The following is a 12,480-nucleotide window of genomic DNA, read 5'->3' as shown; positions in this document are numbered from 1 at the left end:
GTGGCGTATTGTGAGTCGTTTGGGTACATCCTATTTGAGGTTTTTTGTCAACCTCTTTTACTGGACTGGCGCTCTAGTAAATCAGCATAGCAGAAGAAGCTGTTGGCTCTGATTGAGAAATCCGCAGCAGCAATGTGTAAAAGCGAGAATAAGGAGTTCTTAATAGTGGCTATTTTTTCCTGCTGTAAGTTCGCTATAAAAAACTATTCTTCACTATCAATCCTCAACCAACATATACAAAAAAATCCCCCGCCTTCTGGCGGGGGATTTTAGTTAATTACCTAGAAACCAGAATTCAGAGTTACCCGAATTTCCCGGCCGTCGAGGCAATTACAAAGGCCGCGTAAGTGAGGACGTTGCCCACAGTAAAGTGAACTAAGCCAACCAAACGACCTTGGACGATCGACAAAGCAACAGGCTTGTCTTTCCAGCGAACCAAGTTAGCCAAAGGAGTGCGCTCGTGAGCCCAAACCAAAGTCTCGATCAACTCTTGCCAGTAACCTCTCCAAGAGATCAGGAACATGAAACCAGTTGCCCAAACGAGGTGTCCGAATAAGAACATCCAGGCCCAGATAGACAAGTTGTTAGTACCATACGGGTTGTAACCGTTGATCAACTGAGAAGAATACAGCCAGAGGTAATCGCGGAACCAGCCCATCAGGTAGGTAGAAGACTCATTGAACTGAGCCACGTTACCTTGCCAGATGCCCAAGTGCTTCCAGTGCCAGTAGAACGTTACCCAAGCTAGGGTGTTCAACATCCAGAATACAGACAGGTACATGGCGTCCCAAGCAGAGATGTCGCAAGTACCGCCACGGCCGGGGCCGTCGCAAGGGAAAGCATAACCGAAGTCTTTTTTGTCCGGCATCAGCTTAGAACCGCGTGCATCCAGAGCGCCCTTGACCAAGATCAAGGTGGTGGTGTGCAAGCCTAGTGCGATCGCGTGGTGAACCAAGAAATCGCCAGGTCCGATCGCCAAGAACAGAGAATTAGTACCGCTGTTGATCGCGTCCAACCAGCCTGGGAGCCATACGTTGCCGTAGTTCGGCCAAGCGGTAGAAGCAATGCTGTCAGGGTTAGACAACAGCACGTCCATGCCGTAGAGAGCTTTTCCGTGAGCAGCTTGGATGAACTGTGCGAACACTGGTTCAATCAAGATTTGCTTTTCAGGAGTTCCGAAAGCGACTACAACGTCATTGTGAACGTACAGGCCGAGAGTGTGGAAGCCCAAGAACAGCGACACCCAGCTCAAGTGAGAGATAATCGCTTCTTTGTGCTGCAACACGCGATCGAGCACGTTACCTTTGTTTGCTTCAGGATCGTAGTCCCGCACCAAGAAGATAGCTCCGTGGGCGAAAGCGCCGACCATGATAAACCCAGCGATGTACTGGTGGTGCGTGTACAACGCAGCCATCGTTGTGTGATCCTGCGCTATGAAAGCGTAGGGAGGCATCGCGTACATATGCTGCGCTACCAGGGAGGTAATGACGCCCAAAGCGGCGAGGTGCCAGCCCAATTGGAAGTGCAGCGAGTTGTTGTAGGTTTCGTAAATGCCTTGGTGAGGCATATTGAAGGGGCCTTCAACTTTCTTGCCAAAGAAATCTTTGGCATCGCACATTTCTTTGATGCTGTGACCGATACCGAAGTTAGTCCGGTACATATGACCGGCAACGATAAACAGTACGGCGATCGCCAAGTGGTGGTGAGCGATGTCTGTCAGCCACAGGGATTCTGTTTGAGGGTGGAAGCCACCCAAGAAAGTCAGAATTGCGGTTCCCGCGCCTTCGGAAGTACCGAAGACATGGCTCGCTGAATCTGGGTTCTCGGCGTATACGCCCCAGTTACCACTGAAGAACGGAGCCAAACCGGCCGGGTGAGGCGGGGTTGACAGGAAGTTGTCCCAACCTACGTGCTGTCCGCGAGATTCGGGGATAGCAACGTGAACCATGTGACCAGTCCAAGCCAAAGAGCTGACACCGAACAAACCAGCCAAGTGGTGGTTGAGGCGAGATTCAGCATTTTTGAACCAAGACAAGCTGGGGCGGTACTTGGGCTGGAGGTGCAACCAACCTGCGAACAGGAAGACAGCCGCCAGGAGTAGCAAGAAGATAGCTCCTTGATACAGGTCGGCGTTGGTCCGAATCCCTTGGGTGAACCACCAATGGTAGACACCGGAGTAAGAGATATCCACCGGGTTAGAAGCGCCCCCTTGAGTGAAAGCTTCTACTGCAGGAGCGCCGAATTGCGGGTCCCAAATCGCGTGAGCGATCGGGCGGACGTTTAGGGGGTCTTTAATCCACTGTTCAAAGTTACCTTGCCATGCTACGTGGAACAGGCTGCCCGAAGTCCACAAGAAAATGATTGCTAGGTGGCCGAAGTGAGAAGCAAAAATCTTTTGGTAAAGATTTTCTTCGGTCATGCCATCGTGGCTTTCAAAGTCGTGTGCTGTGGCAATCCCGTACCAGATCCGCCGTGTGGTCGGGTCTTGGGCAAGGTCTTGGCTAAATTTTGGAAATTTCGTTGCCATAAGCCTTGATTAATCCTGAATCCTGAACAAAATTGAAGGGATTCGGTTCGGAGTTTGGATTCTCGATTTGAGATTCCTCCCAAATCGAGAATCCAAAACCTAGGGGTAGTTTACCCTACCGAAATGATTCGCGCTAGGAAAAATGCCCACGTAGTGACAATTCCTCCTAGGAGGTAGTGAGCTACACCCACAGCCCGACCCTGAATAATGCTCAGAGCGCGAGGCTGAATCGACGGAGCTACCTTGAGCTTGTTGTGAGCCCAAACAATGGACTCAATCAGTTCTTGCCAGTAGCCGCGGCCGCTGAACAGGAACATCAAGCTGAAGGCGAAGACGAAGTGTCCAGCTAGGAACATCAGACCGTAGGCCGACAGTGCCGAACCGTAGGACTGAATCACCTGAGAAGCTTGCGCCCAAAGGAAGTCCCGCAGCCAGCCGTTAATCGTGAGCGCACTTTGTGCGAAGTTGCCGCCGGTAATGTGAGAAATTGTGCCGTCTGGCGATACTGTTCCCCACACGTCCGACTGCATTTTCCAGCTAAAGTGGAAAATCACGATCGAGATGCTGTTGTACATCCAGAACAAGCCGAGGAACACGTGATCCCAACCCGAAACTTGGCAGGTGCCGCCACGGCCGGGGCCGTCGCAAGGGAACCGGAAGCCCAAGTTGCCTTTGTCAGGAACCAAGCGAGAACTGCGTGCAAACAACACGCCCTTCAAGAGAATCAGGACTGTAACGTGAATGGTGAAAGCGTGGATGTGGTGGATCATGAAATCCGCCGTACCCAACTCGATCGGCATCATCGCTACTTTGCCCGCGACTACTACTGCACCGCCGCCAAAAGCGTGGCTGACGATTTCCGTAGCATTGGGCGCTGTTGTGCCCGGAGCCAAGGCGTGGATGTTTTGGACCCACTGGGCAAATATCGGACGCAACTGAATCCCGGTATCGGAGAACAAATCTTGAGGACGACCAAAAGCCCGCATCGTGTCGTTGTGAACGTACAGACCGAAGCTGTGGAAGCCCAAGAATATGCAAACCCAGTTGAGGTGAGAGATGATGGCATCTCTGTGGCGGATTACGCGGTCGAGCAGGTTATTAACGTGCTGGGCCGGATCGTAGTCCCGCACCATGAAGATTGCTGCGTGAGCGGCTGCTCCAACAATCAGGAATCCGCCAATCCACATGTGGTGGGTGAACAGGGATAGCTGAGTCGGGTAGTCCGTAGCAATGTACGGATACGGAGGCATCGAGTACATGTGGTGAGCCACGATGATGCTCAAAGAGCCCATCCAGGCCAAGTTCCACGACAGTTGGCAGTGCCAAGACTGCGTGAAGATTTCGTACATCCCCTTGTGGCCTTCGCCTGTGAAGGGGCCTTTGTGAGCTTCCAGAACTTCTTTGAAGCTGTGGCCGATGCCCCAGTTCGTGCGGTAGAAGTGTCCGGCGACGATGAACAGCACTGCCAAAGCTAAGTGGTGATGCGCTGTATCGGTCAGCCACAGCCCGCCTGTGGTGGGATTCAGACCGCCTTTGAAGGTCAGGAAGTCTGCGTATGCGCCCCAGTTTAGGGTAAAGAAGGGGGTTAAACCTTTAGCGAAGCTTGGGTAGATGTCTGCCATCAAGCCCGGTGTCAAAATCCACTCGTGTGGCAGGGGGATGTCAGCAACTGTTTTGATCAGCTTGCCACCGACTGTCAGCGGTGCGCCCGCATCGATCGCGTCCATGCAAGCATTGATCGGCAGCGAAACGTGAATCTGCTGTCCCGCGTAGCCCAAGCAGCCGCAGCCGAGCAAACCTGCCAAGTGGTGGTTCATCATCGATTCCACGTTCTGGAACCATTCCAGTTTCGGAGCGCGGACGTGATAGTGGAACCAACCGGCAAACAGCATCAAAGCTGCCATTACCAGGGCGCCGATCGCAGTGCAATATAGCTGGTATGAGTTAGTGATGCCGTTGGCGCGCCACATTTGGAATAGACCAGAGGTGATCTGAATCCCGTGAAAGCCACCGCCTACATCTGCATTTAAAATTTCTTGACCAAAAATCGGCCAGACCACTTGAGCGCTGGGCTTGATGGCTGTAGGATTTGTCAGCCAAGCTTCGTAATTGGAAAATTTAGCGCCGTGGAAATATGCGCCACTCAACCATACGAAGATTACTGCCAAGTGGCCGAAGTGAGCGCTAAAGATTTTGCGCGAAACGTCTTCTAAGTCACTTGTATGACTGTCAAAGTCGTGAGCGTTAGCGTGGAGGTTCCAAATCCAAGTGGTGGTTTTTGGCCCCTTAGCTAGAGTGCGATCGAAATGACCTGGTTTTGACCACTTCTCGAAGGAAGTTGGAACCGGATTCTTATCGACTACTACCCTAGCTTTTACCTCTCGCTCTGGAGGACTAATGGTCATGAAGACTCTCCTCTCGGTAAGACAAGGAACGAGAACTGAATACTGTACCTGACACTCCCGACGCTTGATTTGGCGGGGGATTCTCGGGAAAGCCGACACTGCTTGCACTTCACTCTTTGCAGAGTTAGACGCAGGTGCATCGTCTACCCAAGCATTTTGCTTCTTTGAAGAAGCCAGTTTCCCAGTGTCGCTAACAATGTCCCTGGGTACTGCCAACTCTTCTCTCCAGATGAGCTGCCGATCGCGTCCTTGATTTAGATTTGATACGGCTGCTCTCTTTGAGGGAGTTTTATGAATTATAAGCTTGCTAGAGAAGTATTAATCGCTTGTTAACAATACTTAAAAAAGCCTTTATTCTTGATGTAATAACGCCTTTAAATCCCACAGTCCCTTGAAAAAGTCAAGGGGTACGGTCATTAACTTTACAAAACTCAAAGATAAGGTTATGCAGGAATAGTCATTTGTAGAGAGATGTTTCGGAAAACGGCTGCAGGATTTATTAGTCCCAGAGGAGTGGTTGCCCGATCGGCCTCAATCCGGCCTTTTACGACCCGGCGAATTCCCGATCGGCAATTCCCAAATACTAAATTCGGTTTTGGGCTATAGTTCCCTATGAGAAGGCTTCTAGGAGTATGGTTGCGTGATTGGCATCAATTGGCACAGAACGGTTGCGGGCAGGCTGCTGGCATTGTTCGCAGCAGCAGTATTAATTTTGGGTTTAGCAAGTTGTGGCGCGGGCCATCCCGAATTGCCCAAATCAGGGAACAAGAGCGGCTCAGATGCCGCCCAGATCAACAGAATCTCAGAGGTTTCTCCCCCAGAAGCCCTTCAACAACTGCGTCAGGCTCTAGAAATCTACCAGCCTCAAATTAGTATTTTGAATCCAAAACCTGACGAAGTGCTTCAGGATATAAATGTGTCTGTTCAGTTCCAAGTTAAGGGCTTGCCCATTTTCAAAGATGCAAACTTGGGTTTGGGCCCCCATCTGCAAGTTGTATTAGACAACCAACCTTATGCAGCAATTTACGATATCAACCAGCCTTTAACGCTCTCAGACTTAGAACCCGGAACCCATACCCTGCAGGTGTTCGCCGCTCGCCCTTGGGAAGAAAGCTTTAAAAACTCTGGTGCGGCGGCCCAAACCATTTTTCACGTTTTTACAAAAACTGATGACAATAATCCCGATCGAACATTGCCCCTATTAACGTACAACAGCCCTCAAGGCAGCTACGGCGCAGAACCCATCCTGCTCGACTTTTACTTGACAAATGCCCCCCAGCACCAAGTGGCGCAAGAAAATTCCCAAGATGAAATACTCGATTGGAAAATTCGAGCCACAGTCAACGGCGAAAGCTTTGCGATCGACCAGTGGCAACCTATATATCTTAAAGGATTCAAACCAGGGAAAAACTGGGTACAGCTAGAATTAATTGACGAACGGGGAAATATCGTCAAAAACGCCTTTAATAATACAGTCAGACTGATAAATTACGAACCGCTCGGTCAAGACACTCTTTCAAAATTACTGCGAGGCGAACTAACAGTAGCAGAAACTCGCGGTATAGTCGATCGTGCCTACCAGGCCCCCGAGTCCAAACCAACCCCAACCCCCGAACCACAACCGACACCTGCATTAGAAAAAACACCAGTTGTCCAACCCTCACCAGCAGTTCCAGAAACCCCAGTTACCCAACCGAGCTTAGAGCCAACAGTCGCTCCGGCAGTTGCTCCCGTTCAAGTAATACAACCGACGCCAACAGCAACTCCACAGGTAGAAACCCCGAAAATTGTGGCTCCCGTTCAAGTAATACAACCGACACCAACAGCAACTCCACAGGTAGAAACCCCGAAAATTGTGGCTCCCGTTCAAGTAATACAACCGACACCAACAGCATCTCCACAGTTAGAAACCCCGAAAATTGTGGCTCCCATTCAAGTAATACAACCGACACCAACAGCATCTCCCCAACCAAAGAAACAGGAATATAAAGGATACTACAATCGGTTCCGCAACTTTTTTCATCAAGATCCCGAACCTGCTACTCCTTCAGATTCGCCAACCCTGCCAGAAATAACAGGAGAAGCTCCAGTACCCAAAGTAGTCGCTCCTGCGATACCACAACAGTCTCCCAATCTTGTACCGCCAGCGCCACCAGTGGCCGCTGAAACTGCTAGCCAGCCAAGCGCCGAATTAGCAGTTCCCGAAAAAACTGTTTCCGAACCCGAAAATCTGCCAAAATCCGAACAAAAAGTCGAATTTGAAACCTAACAAAACATTTCTGCATTCCTCTACGTTCATCCGCGTAAATCCGCCTACATCAACGGTAAAAAAACAAAAACCAGGAAAATCGAAAATGACCTATCTCGAAACTGCTGCCAAATTCTACAGTGATGTTGCCGAAACCCCCCAACTCGGACTTTGCTGCGTCCAAAGCAGTCCCTTGCAATTGCCAGGATTAAAAATTCCCGAACAAATGCAAGAAATGAATTACGGCTGCGGCACAACCGTTCACGCCGCCGAACTTGTTGGGAATCCATTCGTGCTTTATGTAGGCGTCGGCGGTGGCTTGGAAGCACTACAATTTGCATATTTTTCTAGACACAAAGGAGCAGTTATTGCCGTCGATCCGGTTCCCGCAATGCGACACGCGGCTGCACGAAACTTGCAAATAGCCGCCCACGAAAATGATTGGTTTGACGCTAGTTTTGTGGAAATTATAGAAGGCGATGCTTTTGCGTTGCCCGTGCCGGATGCTTCTGTAGATGTTGTCGCACAAAATTGCTTGTTTAATATCTTTGAACCGGCGGATTTAGCTAAAGCATTAAAAGAGACTTATCGGGTGTTAAAACCGGGTGGCAGGTTGTTGATGAGCGATCCGATCGCAACTCGCCCTATTCCGCAGCATTTGAAGGAAGACCAACGCTTGCGGGCCTTGTGTTTGTCCGGCGCTTTGACATACGCAGAATACGTTCAACACCTTGTAGACGTGGGTTTTGGGCAAGTCGAAGTGCGGGCGCGCCGTCCTTACCGGCTGCTGGACAAATACAATTATCAATTGGATGAGGATTTGCTGTTAGAAAGCCTGGATTCGGTGTCTTTTAAAGTGCCAGTACCGGATGATGGAGCTTGCATTTTCACTGGCAAGACGGCGATTTATACGGGGATGGAAGAGTTATTTGATGACGGGGCAGGCCACGTTTTGCAGCGGGGCGTACCGGCGGCGGTGTGCGATAAAACTGCTGGGAAGTTGGGGGGATTGATGCCCGATAAGGTGTTAATTACTGATTCGACTTGGCATTATAACGGCGGCGGTTGTTGTTAGATTTATTTCGGAATCGGGAGGTAGCGTTCACCGCAGATATACCTCTTTCAACTCCTTCTGCTGATAGTTATCTCTAGACAGTGCCTGATGAAAATTATCATAGGAGTTATTGTATGAGTTTGAGCGATATTTTAAAACCTCTGAGCCGCGAGAGTTTTCGAGTTGTTACTCGAGATATTTGTTGCGAAGGACATCAAGAGCGTAAACTTCTAAATCTTATCCTGTCATCCCTAGATAATATCTTTGACGATCTAGGATTTGATGCAGTCATTTATGAAATGTTGCAGAAGATTACTCTACAAACAGGGGAATTGTTGAATGCAGATAGAGCGACAATTTTTCTATTCGATGAAGAGCCGAATGAACTGTGGGCAATTGTAGCTAAAGACGAAAACGGCAAAAATTTAGAGATCAGATTTCCCGCTAATCTGGGCATTGCGGGAGAAGTAGCCACGGAGAAAAAAGTTGTAAATATTCCCTATGATTTCTATGATGACCCACGTTCTGTCAACGTCAAAAAAATTGACGGAAGAACAGGATATCGCTGTTATACAATGCTGGCGATGCCCCTGATAGACGAAGAAACAGGCAAGTTAATCGCAGTAGTTCAACTCATTAATAAACTCAAGCCGAACCACAAAGATTATGGTACTTTAAGCGAACAGATTGACAAGGTAGGGTTTACTCAAGCAGACGAACAAATTTTTAGAGAATTTGCCCCGTCGATTCGCCTAATTCTAGAGTCATCCCAATCTTTCTACGCAGCAACTCAAAGACAACGAGCCGCGACAGCGCTGATGAACGCCGTCAACGTTCTTTCTCAGAGCGGTCTAGACTTAGATGATACCTTGAAGCGGGTGATGGATCGGGCCCAAGAACTGATGCAAGCCGATCGCAGTACCTTGTGGCTGATCGACGAAGATAAAGACGAACTCTGGACGAAAATCCCGTTCGCCGGCGACCTTAAAGAACTTCGCATACCCAAAACCGCCGGTTGGCAAGGCATCGTCGCCCAATCCGGCGAACCGCTGCTGATTCCCTTTGACGTGTACGACGACCCCCGCAGCGCCATTTGGAAAGAAATTGACAAAAAAACTGGCTACCGCACTTGCAGTATGCTGTGTATGCCAGTATTTAACTCCGACCATAAATTGATTGGCGTAACCCAATTAGTTAATAAAAAACGACCAGGAGAATTCCCTTCCTACAACCCGGAAGATTGGCCGCAAGCCCCCGATCAGTGGAAAGCGAGTTTCAATCGCACCGACATGGAATTTATGAAGGCGTTTAACATCCAAGCAGGAGTCGCCCTGCAAAACGCTATCCTGTTTTCCGAGGTCAAACAACAAGAAAACAGACATAAAGATATAGTGCGATTGCTCCCTAACGGCGTCATCTCGACAGATGAAAAAGGTAACATTATTACCGCTAACGATCGAGCTAAACAATTGCTAGGTGCTAGCGAGGGAGAAGTCGTAGAGGGTGTATCTTTGGGTGATTTAATTAAAATCGAGAATGATAGCTGGGGGGGTGACAAAGAGGTCTACGAGATAGACTGTATAAGGGTTGCAGCCCGCATACCTTGTTGATAAAAGCGGCGTTGAGAAGGAGTTAACTTCATTAACTGTTCCACCTCCAAAGAATATTGTTCTAGATAATTAACCCACTTTTCTCCATCTAATCCAACACCAAATGTACTCCGTCTGCGATATTTTTTCTTTGGTTCTGTGCGACGAGATACATATTCTTGTACCTGCTTTTTCTTCAGTTCATTACCTTGAAATATTGCCCAAGTGTACGCAAGTGTCATGAGCAGAATTATGTTAATAAGTCGGTTCCCTTTGAGGCTTGTTCCTTCAAGATCGTAGCCTCCTGTTTTACAGTCTCGGAACATTTCTTCAATGCCCATCCGCTGCTTATAAGCATTGAGCGCTGCTGGCAATGAGCCTAAGTCCGTGAGCATAAACCAGGCTTCTTTAACTTGATATTTACCATAGTTCCTTTTCCACTTACAAGCAAGCTCAAATCCGGTAGTAGGTAGAGTTTTCCTCACTTTTTTCCCTTGAACATACTCATAAGTTCCGGGTACTATTCCTAATTCATCCAACCGTTGCCAAACTAAATGTTCTGTTTCGATACAAAGATTCTTTTTCAGTCTTAAGCAAAAAGACACACCCTTTTCCTTAAGCCAATTTCCCAAATCAACATCACAAAATTCACGGTCTCCTAAAACGATGACTTTATATTCTGAAAATAATGGTAAAACTTGCTTTAAATTGGTAGGAGAGTGACTCGAAGTTACTATTTCCTAATTTGGGCAACAGCGACCAGTATAATGGAATTGCTCTTCGCTCCCAGATCAGGCTAACCATAAAGAGATTAATGCACCCCCATTGACTGCGGTCGATTGCAATTGATAAACGAGTACCAATGCGGCAATAAGTGGTCAACCAATAAGTAATTAAGGGGAACCAAATTAATGAGATAGTTAAGTTTGGTAAATCCAGAAATCTTTGTAGTTTTCTACGCCGACTTTCCGTTGTAATTGGGTAAGGAAATACCCGTGCCAGTCGTTCTAATCTCACTTGTTTTTCTGATTGCATCACAATGGGCAAAGTTGTCATTACAAGAAACTGAGCTGATGTCAGTTGTTTTTTTAAATGAGTCTGGTAAAATGTTGGTATCATTATTTTTTGGATAGGCAAGCGTGTAACAATTATGCTGCCTATCTTTTTTGAGCAGCGGATTGGCTCAATCCTCACCACCTCTGGGTTTCAGGCTGGTTGTCACCCCCCCAGGAATGATAGTTTTAGTCAATGGTTAAATGCTGCTTTGTCACCCGAAGGCGATCGAGATAGAGAGCAATATTACCCCAATCTGGTTCTATTGCCATTGCAAGGAGAACCGCAGAATATCAATCTGTGGGTTAACTCGATCGTAAGTGCGATCGACCCGAATAAAATTAACGGTGTTTTGGTTATTTTGGAAAATAACAGCAGGGAAAACCCCGGATAAAATTTAGGAGAAGCAAGAAGACTATATTGTTGGTGAACCCGCCCTGGAAGCCGTATATTAATTAGCTTGGTATTTTCGGACATAACCTAACTCTTCCTACTTACCAAGCTATAAGCTGAACTTGAGGCGCGACGGATTCCCTGCAATACTGCATGATTAGCGCTTGGGCCTTTTCCCTGTTTTGTCCCGTGTATAAATTGAAAACTACTTCTTCACTTTGAGACAAGAGATGTAACAAACCACAGTCTTTTACCCGGGAGTAAATTAAGGGAACTTTGGCAAACTCAAGTAAAGTAGCTTTTTTGCGATCGCGCTCTCTCACTTCTGGGTTATCGTGGTATTGAGACTGAAACTCTACTACTAGGCAAGGATTGTAGTTCAAGTCTGTGATTAGAGCATCCACAGCACTGGGGCTAAATAAAAAATTTTTTAACTCCCTGTCAAGGCTGCTGACTTGATCGAAAATTTGGAATAAGCCCACCTGTGTATGGATTTTATAGTTGTTGTCTACACAGGTATGAAGAAACTCAAGCATTCTTTCTTCATAATGGTTGACCAGTCTTTTGGCTTTGACAGACATTATTGTGCCTCCATGAGAATTTTTGCAAAGTAACGCAGGAACTCTTCTAGAACTTCACTTGAACTGATAGAAACCTGCCATGCGTAGGGAAAAAGTTTATCTTCGCTGAGTATGACGTAGCTGTCCCTATTACTTAAGGTTTCAATGAAATAATTTTCACTTGTTTTAGGGGTAACTTTTGGGAGAGATGTGCCTTTATAGTGAGCTTTTACATAAACGTTGCGTTCTCCTAGCCGTCGTACATGAGATTTTATGTTTATTAGTAGGTATTCTTTTGCAATTTCATTTATATAAAAACTTCCCCTTGTTTTCCCTTCTATTATGGTAGTAAATCGCGCATCAATTGAATAAAAAAAAAGCTCTCTTTTACTTGGTAAAACCCAGACTGCTCCTGCTGTAATAAGTTCAGGTGTTATTTCTTCCTCTGTCCAATACTTGAAGCTGAGTATATGTTCGTCTAAGATATCTTGAGGAATAGAAATAAACAAACTCTCCTTTCGCTCTTGAAAAACAACTTGATAACGTTTATCCGCTTTCCATAGCTCCTTAACTCGGGAGCATCCCGGTTTTGTAAATATCCGAATAAGCGTAAAATAGTTAAAATCAATAAAAGCGTCAAAAAAAGTCGAA

Annotated in this window: 9 protein-coding genes and 1 pseudogene; 4 read left to right on the top strand and 6 right to left on the bottom strand. The window is 47.3% G+C overall.

Annotation, left to right across the window (positions count from 1 at the left end; translation table 11 throughout):
• Nucleotides 1–301: 301 nt before the first annotated feature.
• Complete coding sequence (gene psaB, locus QUA78_RS30105) at nucleotides 302–2,527, bottom strand: photosystem I core protein PsaB (protein ID WP_333399188.1); 2,226 nt, start codon at nucleotides 2,525–2,527, stop codon at nucleotides 302–304.
• Nucleotides 2,528–2,637: 110 nt separating this feature from the next.
• Nucleotides 2,638–4,932 (bottom strand): photosystem I core protein PsaA, encoded by a 2,295-nt coding sequence (psaA, locus tag QUA78_RS30100; RefSeq protein WP_333399189.1) that lies wholly within the window; start codon nucleotides 4,930–4,932, stop codon nucleotides 2,638–2,640.
• 640 nt (nucleotides 4,933–5,572) lie between these two features.
• Between psaA and QUA78_RS30095 the strand changes: the two genes are divergently transcribed.
• The 3 genes and pseudogenes from QUA78_RS30095 to QUA78_RS30085 form a co-directional block, all read left to right on the top strand.
• Nucleotides 5,573–7,201: a hypothetical protein gene (locus QUA78_RS30095; RefSeq protein WP_333306433.1), complete on the top strand. Its 1,629-nt coding sequence runs from the start codon at nucleotides 5,573–5,575 to the stop codon at nucleotides 7,199–7,201.
• An 85-nt stretch (nucleotides 7,202–7,286) separates the two neighbouring features.
• Complete coding sequence (gene arsM / locus QUA78_RS30090) at nucleotides 7,287–8,255, top strand: arsenosugar biosynthesis arsenite methyltransferase ArsM (protein ID WP_333306431.1); 969 nt, start codon at nucleotides 7,287–7,289, stop codon at nucleotides 8,253–8,255.
• Nucleotides 8,256–8,371: 116 nt separating this feature from the next.
• Nucleotides 8,372–9,772 (top strand): annotated as a pseudogene (locus QUA78_RS30085) (GAF domain-containing protein); the annotation flags it as partial.
• Nucleotides 9,773–9,798: 26 nt separating this feature from the next.
• On the opposite strand, the gene QUA78_RS30080 reads toward QUA78_RS30085, so the two are convergent.
• Together QUA78_RS30080 and QUA78_RS30075 are read right to left on the bottom strand one after the other, a co-directional pair.
• On the bottom strand, nucleotides 9,799–10,491 hold the full coding sequence (locus QUA78_RS30080; protein WP_333306436.1) for a transposase: 693 nt from the start codon (nucleotides 10,489–10,491) through the stop codon (nucleotides 9,799–9,801).
• Between the two features lie 4 nt (nucleotides 10,492–10,495).
• Nucleotides 10,496–10,942 carry a hypothetical protein gene (locus tag QUA78_RS30075; protein WP_333306429.1) on the bottom strand — a complete coding sequence of 149 codons (447 nt, stop codon included), beginning with the start codon at nucleotides 10,940–10,942 and terminating at the stop codon, nucleotides 10,496–10,498.
• A gap of 31 nt (nucleotides 10,943–10,973) precedes the next feature.
• On the opposite strand from QUA78_RS30075, the gene QUA78_RS30070 reads away from it, so the two are divergent.
• Nucleotides 10,974–11,270 (top strand): hypothetical protein, encoded by a 297-nt coding sequence (locus QUA78_RS30070; protein ID WP_333306427.1) that lies wholly within the window; start codon nucleotides 10,974–10,976, stop codon nucleotides 11,268–11,270.
• Nucleotides 11,271–11,370: 100 nt separating this feature from the next.
• Here QUA78_RS30070 and QUA78_RS30065 read toward each other — a convergent pair whose 3' ends face one another.
• Both QUA78_RS30065 and QUA78_RS30060 read right to left on the bottom strand, forming a co-directional pair.
• Entirely contained in the window at nucleotides 11,371–11,850 is a 480-nt protein-coding gene (locus QUA78_RS30065) for a DUF2726 domain-containing protein (RefSeq protein ID WP_333306425.1), read from the bottom strand.
• Nucleotides 11,850–12,480, bottom strand: a 631-nt coding sequence (locus QUA78_RS30060) for a hypothetical protein (RefSeq protein ID WP_333306423.1), incomplete at its 5' end; no start/stop codon positions are given. The genes QUA78_RS30065 and QUA78_RS30060, both read right to left, overlap by 1 nt.

Source organism: Microcoleus sp. K4-B3 (assembly GCF_036704615.1).
Classification (GTDB): domain Bacteria; phylum Cyanobacteriota; class Cyanobacteriia; order Cyanobacteriales; family Microcoleaceae; genus Microcoleus.
The sequence above is the reverse complement of the archived record's forward strand: the minus strand, read 5'-3'. Positions and strand labels throughout refer to the sequence as shown.